This is a genomic window from Paenisporosarcina sp. TG20, from assembly GCF_000286315.1.
Classification (GTDB): domain Bacteria; phylum Bacillota; class Bacilli; order Bacillales_A; family Planococcaceae; genus Paenisporosarcina.
On the sequence record NZ_ALJG01000361.1, the window covers coordinates 20983 to 43385 of the forward strand.

Genomic DNA, 22403 nt, shown 5'->3' on the forward strand with positions numbered 1-22403 from the left:
AAGGAGACTATATGAAAAAAATACTTTATAAATATAAAATAAAAAATCTAAAAGGGATTCAACCTAATGATTATGAAGTAATTGTTAATGTACCTATCACATTTATTGAGAACACACCTTATTCAGCTTCTATTGAAAATCTTTATGAAGAAATCAATAGTTTTGAATTAGATTGGAATGATACAATCCCTAAACTACTGAGAGACGAAGCAGCTTCTGAAAGTATAAGATTAGTAAATGAAGATAATGAGATATTAATTGAACTTAAATTAATTTCTCAACAACAGTATGAAGAACCAGTCGATTTTTATCTAAACAGACTTTTATTAGAATCAAAGAAAAAAAATAGTTCAATTAGTATTGAAAATCGTAGTAAATTAGTTAATCACCTTTCTAAAATATATGAAATTTTCGATCAGCATGAAAATGCAATGAAAATTGTAGAGGAAGAAAATGATGAGAATCCTAATAATTATCTTCTAACTAGATATGCTAAATTACTTCGTATAAATGGAAATTTACCATTGTCACTCGAAATGTTTATTGAATCATTTTATCGTTATCCTGGGGGAAGTGCTTCTCTTAAAGGATTAGCAACAACATTAAGTAAACAAAATAGAAAAGGACTCTCACATGACATTTTTAAAGAGGCATTAAAGATAGAATTAAAAAATGTTCTAAGTAAAGTTAAGCATAATAATATTCCAGAAGATGAATTAATCGAAATAGTAGAAAATCATTTGGATAACCGAGAAGTAGATGCTTTAGATTTAAGTAAATACCCTGCGTTACATGAGTATTCGGAACCACCATTCTCAATAAATGATGACGGAGATGATGAGGAATCTCATTATGAAGATGCTGAGAGACAAGAACGTGCAATGATAGAAATAGAACTAGGATACGAGCCCTTCAAAAGTACCTATCAAGATGATGAATTTAATAATCATCATATGGATGAATCTGAAGAAGACTATTTCGATCAGCATAAAGACTTTTATAAAAAAGATTAGAAACCCTAGGTAAAAGAAAAACCCCGTTATCTTCCACCGTTACAAAAATGTAACGGTGGATATTACAAATGAAGCTTATCCTCCTAATTAATATTAATGAATTATTTTCCACCTAATACAAAGGGCATAGTGATTTCTAATCAATAATTATATATTCATTAAAATTTAGTTCAAATTCATCATCTTCATTATTTTTAATATCACGTCTATCTAATGGAAATCTTCCGGTAAACGCGAACTTTGTAAAAAGCTTCTTCAAATTTACAACATCTTTATTTTTGAAGTGAAAAAAGTTCAATGATGCAACATTTTTTTCTCTTTTCATAAATAGCTTACTTATTAGTTCATGGTAATCAGGAAAATTCAGGTACAGCTCTTCACTGTGGTATCCGATAACATTTATTGACACCTCATACTTACTATAGTCTATGACATTAATTATTTCTTCAAACTCTTGAATGGAGCTCCTAAATAACGCACCAGTGTTTTCCTGTAAATTAATATCATGAAATGTGTATTGGAAAAAATCACTCTCAATTGATAGTTGTTTTATTTTTTCTAAAACACCTTTATCTTCGAAGAGACAAACCACCAAGGAAGGTGTTTTTTTTCTTTCCAAACTATTTAATAAATCCAATTGAATTTCGAGACCTTTTAAAATACCATATGCACGTCTAATTTCATAATTCAACAACGATAAGTCAGATTCTTTCTCGAGTCTTTTAATAAAACTGATTTGCTTTTCTCTTCTTATATCTAATTGAGTTTCTAAGTCTAATCCATGAGCAATACCTAAAAAGTAATATATATCATTTAAATCATTAGTATCATAAGCTTCTTGAACATATCGCTTCACTAACATCTCTTTTTCTCTAAAAAATATTTCTCTACCTCCATAATCGCTCCTTGTTTTTTTAACATATTTCAAGGCATTCCTTTTCTGCATCATTATTTATAACCTCTTTTCTCTCTTCTTCAATCAGAATATCATCGTTCTTAGGTGTCTATATATATGTTCAATCCCTTGGCCAACATCATATGCTGTTCACCGTCAAAGGCATTAGCTTCGGCTTTGCATCCAGAAGAATTATGGAGAAAACGGAAGAATTGTATTCCGATTGGGAAATCATTTGGGTTCCTCTACTCCCTGGTCTTCAATAAAACCACTGCCAAAAGCGTACATTCTTAAACTATCAAAAGTTTTTCAGTACCTCACTTAGAATCGAGGTGCTGATTTCTTTTCAAAGTAAGTGTGCAAACGATATTCGCAAATCTGTCTAGTCCATTCATAAACAATCGCACGGTGTTCTTCAGCGATATCGAAATTCAGTTTAAATAACTTGTCTGCATAGATGACCAAGCCATTAGAAGAACTACTCCATTTGGTCATAGGCATTGTTTGGATTAAACTAGCTATCTTTCTCTCATTGAATTCTTCTAACTCTTTCCCTTGCTTATCACTAAAATCAATCTTTTTACGATAGGTTTTGTCTGTTAAGTAATGATGGAAACTCTTTGCGGCATCTTTTGCCTGAACGGGCAAGAACCATTCATCGACACCACGAGTCAGCATCCAACGTAGCAACACCATCTTATAACTCTTTGTCATCCCGGTTCGCTCTACTTCTAAAAACCAATTTTGATAATCTTCTAGTGCCTTCGTTTCATTTTCATCTAACTCACCAGAGTCTTTTAATAGATTAAAATAGGTCTCAAACTCTCTTTTGACCATCGCAGATTCTGCACCGGATTGAAGATGGAATTCTAAATAACTAGGGCGATGTCCAAGTTCCTTTTTGAGTTCATGGTATTGATGAATGAGAAACTCTTTTCTTCGCATGTTTTTCTTAGCCATAAACCCCCATAAATCTATGACTTCCGTATCTATATTGAAATCACAACCAGCCGGCAATGCTTTTTCAATGTCACGCGGATTGGTCTGGCCAATAAATTCAGGACTGAAAACGGCCCATTTTACATCTGCATTTTTATAGTTTCCAATTAAATCGATGATAACGCAGTGATCTTTTCCTTCTGCTATGCGAAGTCCACGTCCGATTTGCTGGGTGAAAACAGCTAAAGACTCGGTGGGTCGTACGAATAAAAGTGTATCTACATTTGGGATGTCGACACCTTCATTGAACAAGTCAACAGTAAAGATGATGTCTAGTTCGCCACGGTTTAATCTTTCACGGGCCAATAGACGTTCATCATTACGAGTTCCACCATTTAGTGAAATTGATCGGTAACCAGCTGCTTGAAAATGTTCATTCAGAAAATTAGATTGGCGAATGGAAGAACAAAAGGCAATGGTACGGGACTGTTTCTTATCTTGCCATTCCCGTAAAATCTTCTCGGCCATCTCTGTACGCAATTGTACGCGAGCCAGTTGTTCTTCATCATAATGTGAACCCAACCACCTGAGCTGAGAATAATCCGTATCATCATACACGCCATGGTATTTAAATGGTGCAAGCCACTGTTTTTGAATAGCATCGAGGAATTGGATACTAATCGCAACATTGCCATCACATATAGCAAAAACATCTTTATTGTCTAAGCGATGGGGTGTCGCCGTGATCCCGAGAAGGAATTTAGGCTTAAAATGCTCAATGATTCGCATATAGCTTGGAGCAGTAGCATGGTGAAACTCATCTACGACAATTAAGTCAAATGCTTCTGGATAAAATTGATCTAAATGATGTTTTTGCGTAAGAGTTTGAACTGAAGCGAATAGAAAATCCGTAGTCAAAGACCTTTCTTTCGCATGATAAAACCCTGCAGACGTAGAAGGATGTACATGGCTAAATGAATCCTTTGCCTGAATTAATATTTCTTCTCTGTGAGCAATAAACAACACCTTTTTAAAATGCTCTGCGAAAAATGCTGCTAGATACGTTTTACCGAGTCCCGTTGCCATCACCGCGAGTGCTTTGTCATAGTCTTCGTGCATCGATTCAAGCAACGCATTTAACGCAAGAACTTGAGCAGGGCGTGGCGTTAAAGAAGTCTCTACTTTATAAGGAGAAGGGGGGTCCGCCACAATGCTTTGTTCTGTAGGTGACCCATACATCACTTCTTGTTCTTCCTGCTCTGACCAAAGGCTACTAAATGGGGTCACTTGATTATGTAGTATGTGTTTGTCACGGTAAATTGCGAGAGTCTCAGCATTCAATGAAATGGTTCGCTCTTCATAGAACTGTCTCATGAATTCTTCAGCAGCAATATTGAACAAGTCATCCTCCAAAGGTGTCGGAACATGTAAACTCCACTCAATGCCTGCAGTCAATGCAGATTTAGAAAGATTCGATGATCCCACGATGACATGATTACTATTTTCGCCTCGAAATAAGTACGCTTTTGGATGGAAAGACTGGCCTGAGCTTTGGAACAAACGCAATTCAATGCCTGGCAACTCTCGATAAAGCATGTCAATCGCATCTGGTTGTGTTATGTAAAGATAATCCCCAACCAATAATTTAACTTCGCAGCCATTAGCAATAGCCGTCTTTAAATGAGGCAACACAAGATTTACACCGGAAGTCATCACAAATGCAGTCATCCAATAAATACTCGTTGCCGTTTCACTCAACCGTTTTAAATCATCCACCAAATGATGAGTGATTAATCGAACCTCAGTCATCTTCAACCTCAATCAAGTAATACCCCTTTTCGAAGCCTCCTCGTTTCGCGCGTTTTTTCACTCGAACTTCTTCTAACTCCTCCATCGTAGATCCATGAAGCGGTAAAGCGGCATATATAAGCTCAAGTAAATCCGCCAATTCTTCAATAGCATCTTCATTAGTAGACGTCTCTTGATACTCTTTCAATTCCTCTACTAGTTTTCGTTTGATCTCCACCTCATGGTCAGAAGGTTCCAGCACTTTCATAGAGTATTTCTTATTAGAAGCCTTAATAATCTCAGGAATTCCGTCTCGTACTAGTTTGTTGTATATGGGCATGATGTACCTCCTATGGTAGTTCTTTGATTATTATGAATTATATCATTTAAGAGGAGGGATGAATGGTATAATTGAAATAATTTACAGGATAGGAATAGTTTTTGGGTTTAGGGATTGAAATGATAGATAGGTTAGGACGATAGGGGATTGTCTTGACTAAACCACTGATGTAATCTTTTTTTAAGTACTAATTCTTCTTTTTCTTGACGATAATTGTGAGAAAAAGGAGTGGGGTTATTGTCTAGTAGTGATGATATCATGCGTAAAGAAACAGTAAAAAATAGAGTACGGCATTATAATCGAAAATTACATGTGGATCAAAAGAACGACGAAATTTCTGAACGGTATGCAGGAGATATTCGGCAGTATCTTGACTATTGTTTAAAGACAGACCAGTCTGATGGGACGGAAGCGATGCTCGATTACTTATACGGTTCGCTTATGGAACAAAAAGTTAAAAAAACGACGTGGGAGCGTCGTCTTGCAGCAATTAAAAAGCATTTAGCGGTAACACAAAGAATCGACTTCAAAAGAGAAGCAGAAGTAACAAGTGAGCTGTCGGCGATGAGAAGGATTTACGGTGAGGAAGGCAATGCTGATTTGATCAGGATTCAAGGGAAGTCCTCAGTAAATAAAACTGTTTTGCTAAATATGATTTGCAAATTACCTTCGAGAGAAAAAGCGATTTGTCTTGTGAATCTGATTACAGCAAATAGACCGAATGAAATGGTCCGAATGAAAGTGAAAGACTTCAATTTAAAGAATCAAACAGTCGATGTTTATTTAATGAAGCAAAAAAAGTGGCACACTAAACGCTTAACGCAAGAAGCAGTTAATATGGTAATGGTCTATATTCGGGAATATCAACTAAGATATGAAGACTATTTTGTAGGAAGAGTGTATAAGGGTGGTCGATATGAAAGCGTGGAAATGAGTGTGACGGGATACTGGAAATCATTGCAGCGTTGGACTGGACTATCCGGATACAATTTTCGTAAGAGTCAAGTTGTTGCCATGCACACAGCTGGTGCGGATTTATCAACGATTGCTAAGCAGACGGGGCATAAGTCGCTGGAAACGTTGGTGGAGCATTATTTGACAGTTTCGGATTCGACTGTTGATAAATATTTATGATTAACAAAAATGAGAGTCGTTCATAGTTCTTTTCATGCTGAGAGTAGTACTCTATGCTGGTGATTTTAGAGTGATTTTCTTGAAATATAAAAGATCAAGAAGCTCTTTGAATTTTCGTTAGTTTCTCGGAATTGAGTTGAAAAAGAAGCAATAGGAGAAGTGTTAAGTTCCCACGTCGCTTCACCGGGTTTATTCAATTATAGAGCAGTACATTTTTACAGAAATACAGTTTTACATTAAATAACTTTCAAGTTATACTTGAAATAACCAACCTTCCAAATAAGGATTCTTTTGGAAAATACCGATGCTTAGACTAAACAACGCAAACTATATAAAGGAGATGTTAAATTGTGCCCGTCAAAAATAAATACAATAACACCTCAAAAGTAGTACATGTTTCAAAAACCACAACTCCTCATAAAGGAAGCATTGGCGGTGTTTCTCATAAAATTGAAAGAGAATCACTAGTAATTGAAGCTCAAATTCCTGAAAAAAAATTAACGAAAAAAGCAACATTTGAGTTGCCAGTTGAGTTGCATAAACGTCTGAAAACAGCTGCTGCAGAACAAGAAATGACGATGGTGCAGATTGTGGAAAAAGCGTTGGAAAATTATTTAAAAAGTTAATTGTACTTCATTATAAAGAACCTTTTAGGAGGTCTTATTAAATTGAATATATCTGTATTAAATCGTCTTAGAGTTAGCTGTCAAAATATTTCACAACGTTATTATAAACAAATCTATGTATGTGAATATGAACTAGGTAATAACGTAGCATATTTCAGTAAAGAAAATCACTTTTCTTTACTGAATGTAAATTTACTATTATCCGAAAAGATTAAAGAATTACCGCAGAATAGAAGACCTTATAAAATAGCAGAACTTTTATATGAATTTATTAATGCTGCAGAGTCCGAAACTATATGCATAGATTACTATGAAATGTTATTTGACCCATCCTTAAGGGTTAATCCATTTGATCTTTTCACCAATTTAAGTAAAAGTAAAACATTGATTATTACTTGGCGGGGTATTATTAAAGATAACTATTTTATTTACGCTGAACCTGGGCACCCAGAGTACATCAAGTACTCCACAAAAGATGCCATTATCATCAAATAAGAAGGAGCGAGGATAATGCAATATAGAGATCTATTACAATTCGAACCTATCGAATCAGTTATCCAATTAAAAGATGCAAATGATAAAAAACGTGCTTTCCATCTGCTAGATACATATGTCATTTCTGACCGAATGGCAGAACAATTAAATGAACTTATTATTAACCAGCTACAATTCAACTATTCGGCTGACAATAAAGGATTAATGATTGTCGGAAACTACGGAACAGGTAAGTCACATTTAATGAGTGTCATTTCGACGATTGCTGAACGTGAAGGTGCAAGTGAGCATATTACGAATGAAGAAGTCAAAGAAAAATCAAAAGAAATCGAAGGAAAGTTTAAAGTAATCCGTTTAGAAATTGGAAGTGTTGGTACTTCACTACGAGATATATTATGTAATGCCATTGAAGATGGCTTAGAAAATTTAGGAATCGATTTTTCATTCCCTGCATTTGATAAAATTACGAACAATAAGGACGCTTTAGAAGAAATGATGGGGTTATTTAATGAAAAGTATCCTGAATATGGTTTACTCGTTGTGGTGGATGAGTTACTTGATTATCTTCGTGGACGAAAAGAACAAGAACTTACACTCGATTTAGGTTTCTTACGTGAAGTAGGTGAAATTTGTAGTAAAACACGTTTCCGTTTTATCGCAGGTATTCAAGAAATGTTATTTGATAATCCTCGTTTTAACTACGTGGCAGAACCTCTTCGACGTGTAAAAGAACGATTTGATCAAGTTCGTATTGTGCGCGAAGATATCGCTCATGTTGTTGCACAACGACTATTAAAAAAGACAGCAGAGCAAAAATCACTTATTCGTGAACACTTATCTAAATTTACGACGCTTTATAATCGTTTAAATGAAGACATGGAAACATTCGTCAACTTATTTCCAATTCACCCAAGTTATCTAAGTGCATTTGAAAAAGTAAACGGTATTGAAAAAAGAGTGGCTTTAAAAACAATTAGTTTAGAAATGGGAGCAATTATTAATAAGGATGTTCCTGAGGGTTCACCAGGTCTTGTTTCTTACGACAGCTACTGGCGTTTTATTGAAGAAGATTCTTCATTCAAAAGTAATCCTGATGTGAAGGAAGTACTCGACAAATCAAAATTATTAAAAGATAGAGTTCATAATGCACTTGAAAAGAAAATGTATAAGCCAATGGCGCAACGCATTGTAAATGCACTTTCTCTAAATCGCTTGTCTACTTCTGATATTTACGACAAAGTGGGCTTAACAGCAGAGGAACTAAGGGATGATTTATTCCTGCATCCGACAGTAGGAATGGATTTCTTATTGGAAGATGATGATCCATCTGGTTTTTTAAAAACAAGCGTTGAAGTTGCATTAAAAGAAATTCAAAAAACAGTAAGTTATCAGTACTTATCAACAAATGAATCTAACGGTCAATATTACTTAGACTTAAAAAAAGACATTGATATCGATAGTCTAATTAAACAAAAAGCTGAAACAATTGAAGATGATAAGTTGGATTATTATTATTATGATTTATTAAAACAAGCAATTACATTAGATGATAATACTTATGTAACTGGATATAAAATTTGGCGACATGACTTACCTTGGGATAGGAAACGTGTAAAACGCCAAGGATACTTATTTTTTGGTGCACCAAATGAACGTTCAACAGCACAACCAGAGCGTGACTTTTATATTTATTTATTGCGACCATACATGAAAACAATTTTTAAAGATGAACAAAAGGCTGATGAACTATTCTTCGAATTCAAACATACAGATGATAGATTCAACCAGCTTTTAAAACTTTACACTGCTGCACACGATTTGAAAATAGATGCAACATCAGTAACTAAAAGTTTATATACTAAAAAAATCGAGAGCTATTATAGAGAACTAAATAAATGGTTAAATGAGAACTTCGTTCATGCTTTCGAAATAACTTATAAAGGAATAAAAGGGACTATACTTGAGTTTGGCATGTTTCTTCCACAAAATGCAACAGTACAAGAAATTATCAACACCGTTTCAGAAGGAATGCTGACAAACTGGTTCGAACAAAAGTATGAAGAGTATCCTTCATTTGGACAGATTCAAGGTGGATACTTATCAAGAAAAAACCTTGAAACATATGTTAAAGACGCACTCCAATACTTAGTTGGAAAAGAAACGAAGCAAGGAGCTGCCATTTTAAACGGTCTTATCTTATTAGATTCTGTGAACAGAGTATCAACAAAACAATCTGCTTATGCTAAATGGATTATCGATTTACTAGATTCTAAAGGGCATGGACAAGTAATAAACCATAGCGAATTGATTGAAACCGTATTTATTCGTGGTGTTGAAGACCTACAGTATACAAAGCAATTTCATTTAGAACCAGAATTATTAGTCGTTCTACTAGCTGCAATGGTAAGGACTGGGGCAGTTGAAGTAACAGTTGGAGGAACCACTTACAATGCATTAAGTTTAAATGAGTTTATTCAATTACAAGTATCAAAGCTATCACAATTTAGTCATGTGAAAAAGCCTAGTGGTCTGCCAATTGAGGAATTGAATGCAGTTTCCGATTTATTTGGGGTATCCATCCCGAACTATGAAGAAGAAATGCTCTCAAAAGCTATTGTGACAGTTACTGAAAAGGCCAATGATGCCATTAATGAATCACTAAGCGCTATTCAGGTTGTGAAGAAAGGTTTCCCTACATGGGATGGACAGCTATTAAACCAAGCAGAAATACAAGAAAATGTATTAGTCCTAGAAGCATTCAAGGAATTTTGTGAAGGCTTAAAACGTTACAACACACCAGCAAAAATGCGTAACTTGAAATATGATTTAGCGACAATTGAAAAGCAAAAAGTCGCAATTGAAAAACTAACTTCTTTTACTAAACTTGAACAACAAATCAAGGAAATACAGCAACGTGTAAGTTATCTGCAAATCGCACAACCAAATATAGGTAGCCAATCTGAATGGTCACAAAATGTTGATGAAACACTAGATGAATTACAAGATGCTTTAAAACATCACCAAGATACATCAAAAGAACTAGCTACACTAGATACGTTAAAACAGCAGTACATTAAACTTTATATAGAAGCACATGATAAATCACGACTCAATGCTACTGAAAACATGTTAAAAAACACGTTAATTACAGATCCAAAATTAAAAGCTTTAAGAGAATTAGCAGCACACATCTCTATTTTGCCAAAAGAACAACTTGTCAACTGGGAGAGAGCGCTGACAAGTCTAAAAACATGCTATCAAGTTTCAGAAGACAATTTACAACATGTACCAATGTGCTCGGCGTGTAAGTTCCGTCCAACAGAAGTGACCACAAACGAAAAAGCAATGCTTAAAACGCTAGAACAAGAGCTACCACGTATGTTTGAGAACTGGAATGAAACATTATTAACAAACTTAAATGATGCAACAGTTAAAGAAAACATCGAGCTACTAAAACCTGAACAACAAACGCTCGTAAAGGAGCTTATCTCTAAAAAAGAGTTTGCGTTACCTATTGATGTTCGGCTAATACAAGCGATTAATGATTTACTAAAAGGGATCGATAAAGTGGAAGTATCATTAACAGAAATTGAAGAGATGATGGCAAACGGTAGTCCACTAACAATTGAAGAGCTCCGAAAGCGATTTGAAGAAATGATTCATAAAACAGTTGGCAATGCACCATCCAACCTTGTACGCATTATGCTGAAAAAATAAAAGGAGTGATTTCAAATGACAAGCAACTCAGAACAGCTCTCATTATTAAATTCACAGACTGAATCAGACAATACATCAGTTATATGCTTAGGCATGACTTTTGAAAATGAAGAAGTAAGAAGAGAATACTTTCGTGATGAATTACGAAAGAAACTTCCAGAATTAAAGAAAATCGAAGGCTTCCCTATAGGTGAAGACGAAGATATTATAGCTCTATCTGATCCACCATATTTCACTGCTTGTCCGAATCCTTGGTTTGCAGAAATTGTTAATTTAGAAATTGATAGTTATAAAAGAGAGCCCTTTGTATTAGATGTAAGTGAATCTAAAAGTGATGCGATATATAATGCTCATACCTATCATACTAAAGTTCCTTATAAAGCAATTATGCATTATATTATGCATTATACTAGTCCGGGGGATGTTATATTAGATGGTTTTTCAGGTACAGGTATGACTGGAGTCGCTGCAAATTTTTGTGGTGATAAAAATAAAATAAAAGAAATAGGTTATACAATTGAAGATAATAATGTAATTGATGAAAACGGCAATGCTGTAACAACTGTTGGAAAAAGGCAAGCTATATTGAGTGATCTCTCTCCTATTGCTTCGTTCATCGCATCAAATTATAATTCTGATAGATTTAAGAACGGTTTCCTAGAGCAAGGTCTATCAATTTTAAAACAAGTTGAAGCTGAATATGGCTGGATGTATGAAACCCTTCATTATGATCAAAAAGCAAGGATTAATTATGTTGTCTGGAGTGATGTTCATACATGTCCATCCTGTGGAGAAGAAATAGTATTTGGGAAAGAGTTTGAAGAGAAAAGTAATAATATTCGTGGTGAGTTTAATTGCTATCACTGTGATGCATCGGTATCAAAACGCAAACTTGTAAAAGTTTGGAAAACTATATTTGATCTCAAATTAAACGATACTATTGAAACTGTCAAGCAAATACCAGTTAAAATAAACTATACATTTGAAAAAAAGCGTTATGATAAAGAACCAGACTCATTTGATTTAGATTTACTTAAGAAAATTGAAGATTTAACAATTAACTCATGGAGTCCTTTAGAAGAACTTCCTGAAGGTTTCAATACGAACCAACCTAAAAACAGTCATGGATTTAAGTATGTGCACTTGTTTTACACAAAGAGGAATTTGTTAATAGTATCAAGACTTAGAGAGCTAGTGGAGAAATTTGATATCCCTAAATTATTATTTTGGTTGAACTCTATAGACCACGGAATTAGTAAGCGCGTTAAACACGGGGATTGGTCATTCCCCATGAGCACCTTGTCGGGAACTTTATACATTCCATCAAATTCACGAGAAAATAATCCGTTTTACTTTTATCAAACAAAATTAGAAAAACAAAGTAAAGTTTTTGAAGATTTATCGGGCATTAAAAACTATGTAGGAACTCAGTCTGCTGGATCATTCGAATTACCAGATAATTCAATTGACTATATTTTTATTGATCCCCCATTTGGTTCAAACTTAATGTATTCAGAATTAAATTTTTTATTAGAATCATGGGTAAAAGTAAAAACCAATAATAAATCTGAAGCGATAGTGAATAGTGTTTTAAAGAAAACGTTGAATTTTTATAAAAACTCTTTATTAGGATGTTTTAAAGAATATTACAGAGTTTTAAAACCTAATAGATGGATTACTATAGAATTCAGTAACTCTCAGGCATCAATTTGGAATTCAATTCAAGAATCTATACAGAAAGCAGGATTTATAATCGCAAATGTTTCTGCATTGGATAAACAAATTGGTAGTCATAAAGCCGTTACATCAACAACAGCCGTTAAGCAAGATTTAGTAATTTCCGCTTATAAACCCTCTTCAGAAAATATAAACAAAATGCTTGAGCAAACAAATACTCCTGAGTCAGCTTGGACATTTGTAAATCAGCATCTTGAAAAATTACCAGTATTCCTAGGTTCAAAAGGGGAAGCATCTGTTGTTGCAGAACGTACACCACGTATTTTGTTTGACCGTATGGTTGCTTTTCATGTACAAAATGGTTTACCAGTACCGATTTCATCCGCAGAATTCCAAGAAGGTGTCGTACAGCGTTTCCCTATGCGTGATGGTATGGCGTTCTTAGAGTCTCAAGTGGCTGAGTATGATAAAAAACGTACTCTTGTAAAAGAGTTTTCTCAAATGAGTTTATTCGTTTCAGATGAAAATAGTGCAATTGAGTGGATTCGTCAGCAACTAATGAGAAAGCCACAAACACGTCAAGATTTGCATCCGCAATTTATGAAAGAAATCCTGCATATTGCGAAGCACGAACAATTACCTGAATTAGATGATTTACTGGCACAAAACTTCTTGCGTTTTGAAGGCGATGAGGATGCGCCAAATCAAATTGTAAGTTATTTACATCGTAACTATAAAGACATGCGTGGATTAACGAATGTCAGTGATAAATTAATAGGAAAAGCAATGAATCGTTGGTATGTTCCAAATCCTAATAAACAAGCTGACTTAGAGAAGTTACGTGAAAAATCACTTTTACGTGAATTTGAAAATTACGTAGCTGAGCTTGGTTCACATAAAAAGAAATTGCGATTGTTTCGAACAGAAGCTATTCGTGCTGGATTCAAAAAAGCATGGAGCGAGAAAAATTATGGAAAAATTGTCACAGTGGGTGATCGTTTACCAGAAACAGTTATTCTAGTAGACGACAAATTGCTAATGTACTATGATAATGCACAAGTGCGATTAGATATGTAGAAGAAAGAAGGAGATTTGGTTGAATTGGCAGGAGAGAATCACAAAGTATTTTACAAGTAAAGGCTCGCTTTATATCGTATCGGATGAACATGAATTATTAAGAGAAAAACCCGTTCAAGAAATGCTACAAGTACAAAATAGTACTGTGCATTTTTATGATGATCCAGTTGTATTTCGATATGTATATGAAACAACTTTCCGGCACATTGAAAAAGAGCAACGCCCTACTTTACTAATTGTGATTAAAGACCACCAGTTCAATCATATTCCTTATGATGTATATATAAATGCAAATCGCTTAACCTTATCGTTTGAAACGCTCTTTCCAAATTTTGATCGTTCAATTGTTGCACAATGTCCTATTGAAATGTTTCAAGCTTTATTCGAAGCACATACTCATTGTTTAACACATCTTTCTATAAATGATACGGCAGACTTCATTTTACGTGAGGTATGTATACTGAACCCTGCCCTACTTTTAGATAATGTTAGTGTAGTAAAAGCTGCTTTACATTATTTTAAACGTTTTAAAATAGCATTGCCCAATGTTCTTATCGAGCGTTTAAAGCAAAATATGATAAAAAAACGTGTTCTCTTCTCTACATATGTTTTTGAATGTTTCGCATCTGAAGAGGAGTTATATAGCTATTTAAATAAACAATGGAAAAACTATTTAGAAGGTTATTTAATCTATTCAAATGAGCAAGTGGCTGAGAAGAAGGACTATTATGGAAATATTTACTTTGAGGATCCGTTTATTCGCAGATATATGAGGGATTTTATTCTAGCAATTGAAGTTCCATCAACAGTAGATTATGAAAAATGGATGCAACCAGGGATTGTTGTGAAAGAAGTGAAAAATGAGCATTTCGATGTAAATAAAAATGACTTATTTCAGCAAGATTACTCTTCTTGTGGCAGAACTGACTGGGTAAAGTTTGCGAGTGAACTAGGGTTTATTCAAAGTGAATTACTGAAAAAAGGTTTATTAGACAATGACTTTAAATCACAAATTTCTATAGCTAATGAAGCATTCGAACAGTGGATGCTTTCAAAATATCAACAATTGCGGACGTTACCAGTTGTACCTAAGCCAAAGATGGTCCATCAAATTCCACATTATTTATCTAAAAAAACGGATAAGAAACTAGCACTAATTGTACTAGATGGTATGAGTTTTACACAGTGGAATATTATTAAAGAAACACTTTTAAAACAGTCATGGTCATTTGAAGAGGACGCAGTTTTTACTTGGGTGCCTAGTTTAACATCGGTTTCTCGCCAGGCTATCTTTTCAGGTTTAGAACCACGTGACTTTGCAGATACCATTGGTACAACCCGAAAAGAAAAAACATTATGGTCATCGTTTTGGAAGAACGAAGGATTATCTGAACGAAATGTGGCTTATGAAAAATCATTAGGGTTAAAAACCTATAACAAAGAAACACTTGCTTATCGACACTCCCCTTCAATTCGTGTTTATGGAGCTGTAATAGATGTAATTGATCAGTTTATGCACGGTGCCGTACAAGGTAGCCAAACTGTGTTTTCAGAGCTTACTACATGGCTTAATTCGAATTACTTACACAAAATGCTAACTGATTTAGTAGAAGAAGACTTTGAAGTGTATTTAACTTCAGATCATGGCAATGTAGAATGCTACGGGATGGGAAGACTTCAAGAAGGTGTGACAGTTGAGTCTAAAGGCGAACGTGTAAGGATTTACAGTTCATTGAATATTCGAAACCAAACTGCAAGTGAAAACAAAGAAACGATTCCATGGGAAGATATTAGTCTGCCTAGTAATTATCATGTACTATTAGCAAAAAATAATAGAGCATTTGTGCCGAAAAATGATAAAATTGTATCTCATGGTGGCGTTCATATAGAAGAAATAATTGTCCCATTTGTAAAAATTAATCGTTAGAAAGCAGGTAAATAATTATGAAGGTAGTAGGTTTCGATCAAAAAATTCTGCTACATCACCTAGATTTTGCAACACAGAAATTAAATGAAATTCCTATAAAAAATATGCATAGCTTACTTGATGAATATTTAATGAGTGATATTAAAGGCACCGGGACGAGACGCTGCGCACATGCAATTATTATGAAAATATGGTGGTCTGTCGAAGGAAATCATCGATTTATACGTGACCATGCACATCATATATATCCAATATTGACGAAAACTGAAAATCAATTATTACATTGGTGCATGACTTGCTTAGCTTATCCATTTTTTAAAGAGCAAGTTAATTATTTAGGAAAGCATTTACGTATGGCCGATGAGGTTCGTAGTCGTGTTGTGCTAGCAGAGATGAAAAATTTATACGGAGATCGTCGACGCGTGGAAGTAGCAACAAGTGCTGTGTTTTCTACAATTAAAAACTGGAACATAGTTAAAATGACTTCTCCAGGTGTTTATCAAATGCCGGAAAAACGTATAGAAATTAATTCATCAGAACTGAAAAACCTGATGGTTGAAGTTTTAATGGACCATTTAGATACAAATAGTGTCATACTTGAGATGGTAAATAATAGTGCAATATTTTTCCCATTCGATTACCATATAAGTACAGGGGATTTAAATGAAAAGCGCTTTACTATTATTAAAAATATACGAGATACAATCATTGAAAGAAACCCTAAAATCCCTTATTCATTTGAGTAAGGGATTTTATTATGGAGGTAACTATATGAATATTGGAGATATTATAAGTGGTCCATTTTTTCCGGAAGTCATTGAAATAAAACGAATAGAAGCATTTGGGGAAGAGTATTATTTACTCGAAGGAATTGGACGCCAAACAAATCAGTACCACGAACTATTATTAGCAAAAAATGATTTAGATCAAATTACGATTCTAAGTACATCTACTGAAACTAAAATGGCATTCACTGGGCAAGATATTCAGCAAAGGCTATTCCATTTAACGTTAGAAATCGAGGACAAGTATTCTAAAACACGCGCATTAGGAAACCAACAAGTCATTCCAATGCCACATCAAATAGAAGCTGTTTATAGTCGAATGCTCCAATCGTCAAATGTGCGATTTTTACTAGCTGATGATCCAGGTGCGGGTAAAACAATTATGGCAGGCATGCTTATTAAAGAGCTGAAAGCACGTGAAAGTATTGAACGAATTTTAGTGTTGGTGCCTCCATTAGTATTACGCCAATGGCAAGAAGAAATGGATCAAAAGTTTCAAGAGTCTTTTAAAATCATTAATCGGTCTGTGTTAAATGAGTATGGTAGTAAAAATCCATTCATTGAAAATGATTGTTGTATAGCATCAATTTATTGGTCTACACGTGATGAAATCAAAGAGTTAATTTTAGAGGCACAGTTTGACTTAGTCATTGTCGATGAGGCACATAAAATGGCTGCTTATTCTTACGGGAAAATTAAAAAGACGACGACTAAAACCAGGCTATATCGTTTAGGAGAAAAATTATTAGCAAAGACAGAGCATTGCTTACTATTAACAGCAACACCACATAAAGGTGACGCTGAAAACTACCGTTTGTTAATGAAACTTATTGAACCGGATTTATTTAATCATGTATCTGCGAGTGAAAGTTTGCGTGAAAAAAGTAATCCTTTCGTTATCCGTCGACTAAAAGAATCTATGGTAAATTTCGACAGTACACCGATTTTCCCGAAACGAACAACAAAAACGATTCTATATGAGCTTACTGAACCAGAACTAGAATTATATGATGCCGTAACAGAGTACGTAAAAACACATTTTAATCGCGCAATGAATACCGGTAATAATAGTACAGCATTTGCGATGATGCTTTTGCAGCGCCGTCTGAGCTCGTCTATTGAAGCAATCCATCGTTCACTTTTACGTCGTTATAAAAAAATGTCAGCTTTATTGGATAAGACAGATGCTGAGCGAAAGAAGTTTTCGCAACAGTTAGAAAAATTATATAATAATGATCTGGAAGAAGAAGTTACAGATACACAAGATGTTCTAGAGAAAAAGTTAGAGCTGGCAGTGGATAACATCGACATAAATGCACTTCGAGAAGAAATTGCAGAATTAAAGAAGTTGCTCATTAAAACAACTTCTCTAAGAAAGTATGGTTCAGAGAGAAAGTATCTAGAGCTCGAAGAAATGCTATTCGGTGTCGATGGTCTAATTTATACAGGTGAGAAAGTTTTAATTTTCACTGAGTCAGTAGATACACTTAAATACTTAGCAGAACGGCTGTCAGATCGAGTCACTCAAATAGCAAAAATTATGGGTAGCTTTTCAATGGATGAACGTAGAAAACAAGTTGAGTTATTCCGAGAAACTGCTCAAGTCATGCTGGCAACAGATGCAGGTGGGGAATCGATTAACTTGCAATTCTGTAATCAAATGATTAACTATGATATTCCATGGAACCCAAATAAATTGGAGCAAAGAATGGGGCGAATCCATCGAATCGGACAAAAAAATGAAGTGTTTATTTTTAATCTTGTTGCTCAAAATACGCGTGAAGGTTATGTTATGGCAAGATTATTCGCTAAGCTGGAAATAATGAAAGATGATTTAGGAAATGACCTAGTATACAACTTCATGGGGGAATTGCTAGAAGATGATATTAATTTAGCCGATTTAATGAAAGAAGCCATTTTATCACGCGAAAACTTAGATGATGTGGTTGCTCAAATGGATAAGATCTTAAGTGAAGAACACAAATTGCTATTGCAAACAATGGAGAAAATGCAATTTGATACAGAAGCACTTGATATACAAGCGATGAAAAAATCACAATATGATGTAGAAATTAATAAAACCCCAAATCGCGTGTACGTAGAGCTAATTGATTATGCATTAAAAGAATCTAAAGTCAAAGTGATTGATAGTCAAGAAGGGAAAGTGAAACGAATTGAGCGCTTCCCTAAACTCATTCGTGATCAATTTTCGAAAATGACAAAGCTCGATGATTCCTATCGCTTTACTGGATTTATCGAACATAGTAATTCAGACGTCCAATACGTTACAAAAACACACCCTATCTATCAGTTGTCGAAAACACTTTTGGCAAGAACAAGTGACCAAGTTGCATTTAAGCGCTATTTATTCACTTACGATGTACCAGAACATTTGGAAGTTGATATGTACCGTATTGTATTAAAAGATGGTATCGGCAAAGAACTTAAAAACAAACTGATTTTTATAGCGAAACGTGCAGACCAATCACTAATTGAATTGAATCCATATTGGCTTTCTATTGGGCACTTTTCAGAGGCAATATCAGAACTTCTATTAGTAGAACAGCCTACATTACAAAAACATATTTTAAAACTAGCCATTACTGAAAAGAGTCATATTGAACAAAAACGTACTAGCCATTTAAATCGGATGCATGATTATTTAATTGATACATTCAGTATGCAATACAACGAAGTATATGAAAGATTAATACAGTATCAAACTGAAAATGAGGACAACAAAAACTCAGCTTTGATTAACCTAATGAACGCGCAACTAATCGATATCGAAGAACAAAAGAAAAAACGTCTTGATACAATCAACAAACAGCGTACGATCACACTACAACCACCAAAAAAAATTGCGCAATTTGAACTCATCCCAAACGGTAGCTCATATCGCATGATTGCATCAGATTACTATGAGATGGTTGCAGCCTATGAAAAAGTAAACGGGCGAAAACTTGTAAACATGTATGACAATCTTGGATTAGTCGATTTTTATAGCGAACGATTTAATGGAGAAGAACGATTTATTATTCTTACAAATAAACCCGATTTCATGTTGAGTGAAGCGCATATCGAGGATTTGAATAAAATTTCAGATAAGGTATATATTTATATAATAAAAGATAAAGAAGTAACAGAAATAAGATTGAAATCTAGCATTAAATTTTAAACATGGCTAATTTCTATGCGCATAGCTAGAAGTAAAGGGTGTAATAAAAATAAATCTTATAGAGGAATGAAAAATTTGAATATTAATCTTTTAGAATCTTTAATATCTTCTGGAAATTTTTTTTGTACGCTTAAAAATAAAAATAATTATGATTTTGCAAGTCAAAAAGTTATTGAACAAACTGTACGTAATCTAAAGGAAGTTTCAACAAGTTCAAACAAACCAGGAATGTTATTAGGAAAGATTCAATCTGGTAAAACAAGAACATTTATAGGAATTATGGGACTTGCATATGATAATGGATATGATTTAGTAATTATACTAACAAAGAATTCTAATGCGTTAACTAAGCAAACATTTGAAAGACTAGAGAACGAGTTTGAGAATTTAATTCAAGAAGATGAGATGGCAGTTTTTGATATCATGTCGATGCCAGAAAACTTAAGGAATTACGAATTGAAAAAGAAAATGGCTATAGTACTAAAGAAAGAAAAGAAAAATATGGAGCGTCTCCAAAAGGCTTTATTTGAAACATATCCGTCTTTAAGTGAGCGAAGAATATTGTTTATTGATGATGAGGCAGATTTTGCATCTGTAGCGTATGAAAATAATAAAGAACGAAACATAATCGAATTAAAGGTAATTGCAGGACAAATAGATAAGTTAAGATCGAACCTGCAAGAAACATCTTATTTACAAGTAACGGCTACCCCTTATTCATTGTATTTACAACCTGAAGATATGACTGTAAACGAACATAAAGTATATCAACCAAAACGTCCAGCTTTCACCGAACTGGTTCCTGTACATGATAAATATATTGGCGGAGAGATGTACTTCGAACGTTCTAAGATAGAAGGGGATATAGGTAGCTATTTATATCACGAAATCGATGAAAATGAACTTGGAATATTGAAAAAAAGTGATCGGAGACGTGTTAAATCGGATACATTACTTACAAATTCAAAATTTAGTGGAATTAGGAATGCATTAGTAAACTTTATTGTCGGAGGAAGTATTCGTAATTTACAAAATAAAATTAATGGAGAAAAACCTAGTAAGTTTGCATTTATAATCCATACTATGACGTCTAAAATTGCCCATCAATGGCAGGAAGATTTAGTCCTGGAAATTGAAGAAAAATTAGTAGAGTCATATAAAACATCCGAACCAATTTTTAATGAATTAATTAAGGAAGCATACCATGACTTGGCTAGATCTAAAATAGAGAACTGCTATTTTCCAACCTTCAAGGATGTATATAGTAAAGTGTGCGAATCACTTGTGAATCAAGAACTACTTATCTCCATTGTCAACTCTGAAAAAGATGTAAATCAATTATTAGATAAATCAGGACAATTAAAACTTAGAACTCCATTAAATATCTTTATCGGTGGTCAGATTTTAGATCGCGGAATTACAATAGGAAACCTAATAGGATTTTACTATGGTCGTAACCCTAAAAAGTTCCAACAAGATACAGTTTTACAACATTCTCGTATGTATGGAGCACGTCCAATGGAGGATATAGCTGTTACAAGATTTTACACTACACAAAAAATATATGATGTAATGGAAAGAATGCATGAATTTGACTCGGAACTCAGAAAAGCATTTGAATCTGGTGCAAATAATGGGGAAGTAGTTTTTATTCAACGCGATTTGCAAAATCAAATATTACCATGTAGTCCTAATAAGATTATGCTTTCAAGTATCAATATGATTAAGCCATCCAAACGTTTCTTACCTATTGGATTTGATACATTACCAAAATCCAAAATGATTCCTAAAATAAAAAAAATAGATAATTATATTGAACAACTTATTGATACTGCGCTTGAGATTAGCCCTGAAGATAAACAATGTTATTTAATCAAGCTTAATGACGCTTTAATACTGGTAGAAATGATCCATGAAACCCTTGTAATGGAAGAAGGGTATGAATGGGATTTAGAAGCTTACAATACTTTGCTGAACTATCTGGCAAAAGAATATGAAAGTGAAAATCATGAAAAAGTATGGTTGATTCTTCGTCACAATCGAAATATTGCAAGGATCCGTAAATCCTCAAGAAGATTTGAGGATGCGCCAGATACTTCTAGCAGCAAGTTAAATGAATATAAAATAGCTAAAAAAGTTGCTGTATTTTGTCCGGCTATTATTCTGACGCGCCAATTAGGAGAAACTACCGGTGAATTTGGGTGGAAACATAATACACCATTTTATTGGCCAATCTTAGTTGCTCCCGCAAATACAATTCCAACTGTTTTTGCAAATAAACATATTAAGTAGTATTAAATGACTTTCCATATAACAATGTTTAATTCTATAACTTATACTGTCAATGGATTTCTACAGGAATTTTTATTGCTAGGCTTAATTTGTATTCCCAAATGACCAAAAGAATTTAAAGGAGAGTATTATATTGGCTGAAATAAAATTTGAAATCATAGAAACGATGGCTGTCTTATCTGAAAGTAACAAGGGATGGAAAAGGCAGTTGAATTTAATAAGTTGGAATGATCGAGATCCAAAATATGATATTAGAGATTGGTCAGAGGATCAAGGAAAAATGGGGAAAGGCATTACTTTTACCCTTAAGGAACTACAGGCATTGAAAGATGCATTGAATGAATTGCATGAACTAGAATAAGAAAAACAGGGGCTACGCATAAAGGTAGCTCCTGTTATCTTTTTGTTTTAGCAATCCAAGCTGGTTGATTTAGAAATTTATCACATGTTTCTGAACAATTGGTTTATTATAAAGCTGAAATAAATATGCTACATCCTTTTACGAGAAGGTAACGACGAA

The 22403-nt window shown here is 34.1% G+C and carries 14 protein-coding genes; 11 read left to right on the top strand and 3 right to left on the bottom strand.

Translation table 11 applies throughout. The features are described from left to right. Window positions 1–11 precede the first annotated feature (11 nt). Window positions 12–1013, top strand: coding sequence for a tetratricopeptide repeat protein (locus B371_RS0119415; RefSeq protein ID WP_019415992.1), 1002 nt, complete (start codon window positions 12–14; stop codon window positions 1011–1013). A gap of 136 nt (window positions 1014–1149) precedes the next feature. On the opposite strand, the gene B371_RS0119420 is transcribed toward B371_RS0119415, so the two are convergent. The 3 genes from B371_RS0119420 to B371_RS0119430 form a co-directional block, all read right to left on the bottom strand. Continuing rightward, on the bottom strand, window positions 1150–1962 hold the full coding sequence (locus tag B371_RS0119420) for a hypothetical protein (RefSeq protein ID WP_019415993.1): 813 nt from the start codon (window positions 1960–1962) through the stop codon (window positions 1150–1152). Between the two features lie 267 nt (window positions 1963–2229). Further along, window positions 2230–4656, bottom strand: a complete 2427-nt coding sequence (locus tag B371_RS0119425) for a DEAD/DEAH box helicase family protein (protein WP_026023142.1) — start codon at window positions 4654–4656, stop codon at window positions 2230–2232. Beyond that, window positions 4649–4975: a nucleoside triphosphate pyrophosphohydrolase gene (locus B371_RS0119430; RefSeq protein WP_019415995.1), complete on the bottom strand. Its 327-nt coding sequence runs from the start codon at window positions 4973–4975 to the stop codon at window positions 4649–4651. Before B371_RS0119430 ends, B371_RS0119425 begins: the two co-directional genes overlap by 8 nt. Window positions 4976–5203: 228 nt before the next feature. Here B371_RS0119430 and B371_RS0119435 point away from each other — a divergent pair, with 228 nt between their 5' ends. From B371_RS0119435 to B371_RS0119480, 10 genes are all read left to right on the top strand, one after another. Further along, window positions 5204–6109, top strand: a complete 906-nt coding sequence (locus B371_RS0119435) for a tyrosine-type recombinase/integrase (RefSeq protein ID WP_369751128.1) — start codon at window positions 5204–5206, stop codon at window positions 6107–6109. Window positions 6110–6459: 350 nt separating this feature from the next. Then, the gene (locus B371_RS0119440) at window positions 6460–6735 is read left to right on the top strand and encodes a toxin-antitoxin system HicB family antitoxin (RefSeq protein ID WP_019415997.1); all 276 of its coding nucleotides are present in this window, start codon (window positions 6460–6462) and stop codon (window positions 6733–6735) included. Between the two features lie 42 nt (window positions 6736–6777). Then, window positions 6778–7230, top strand: a complete 453-nt coding sequence (gene brxF / locus B371_RS0119445) for a BREX-3 system P-loop-containing protein BrxF (RefSeq protein WP_019415998.1) — start codon at window positions 6778–6780, stop codon at window positions 7228–7230. A 15-nt stretch (window positions 7231–7245) separates the two neighbouring features. After that, window positions 7246–10947 (top strand): DUF6079 family protein, encoded by a 3702-nt coding sequence (locus tag B371_RS0119450; protein WP_019415999.1) that lies wholly within the window; start codon window positions 7246–7248, stop codon window positions 10945–10947. Window positions 10948–10962: 15 nt separating this feature from the next. Next, window positions 10963–13701, top strand: coding sequence for a DNA methyltransferase (locus tag B371_RS0119455; RefSeq protein WP_019416000.1), 2739 nt, complete (start codon window positions 10963–10965; stop codon window positions 13699–13701). A gap of 19 nt (window positions 13702–13720) precedes the next feature. Then, the gene (pglZ, locus tag B371_RS0119460; protein ID WP_019416001.1) at window positions 13721–15628 is read left to right on the top strand and encodes a BREX-3 system phosphatase PglZ; all 1908 of its coding nucleotides are present in this window, start codon (window positions 13721–13723) and stop codon (window positions 15626–15628) included. A gap of 17 nt (window positions 15629–15645) precedes the next feature. Next, a complete protein-coding gene (locus tag B371_RS0119465) occupies window positions 15646–16374 on the top strand; it encodes a hypothetical protein (protein WP_019416002.1) in 729 nt (242 codons plus the stop codon). Between the two features lie 25 nt (window positions 16375–16399). After that, on the top strand, window positions 16400–19591 hold the full coding sequence (locus B371_RS0119470) for a DEAD/DEAH box helicase (RefSeq protein WP_019416003.1): 3192 nt from the start codon (window positions 16400–16402) through the stop codon (window positions 19589–19591). 66 nt (window positions 19592–19657) lie between these two features. Then, window positions 19658–21883 (top strand): Z1 domain-containing protein, encoded by a 2226-nt coding sequence (locus B371_RS0119475; protein ID WP_026023143.1) that lies wholly within the window; start codon window positions 19658–19660, stop codon window positions 21881–21883. A 133-nt stretch (window positions 21884–22016) separates the two neighbouring features. Continuing rightward, the gene (locus B371_RS0119480) at window positions 22017–22244 is read left to right on the top strand and encodes a YdbC family protein (protein ID WP_019416005.1); all 228 of its coding nucleotides are present in this window, start codon (window positions 22017–22019) and stop codon (window positions 22242–22244) included. The last annotated feature ends 159 nt before the right edge of the window (window positions 22245–22403 follow it).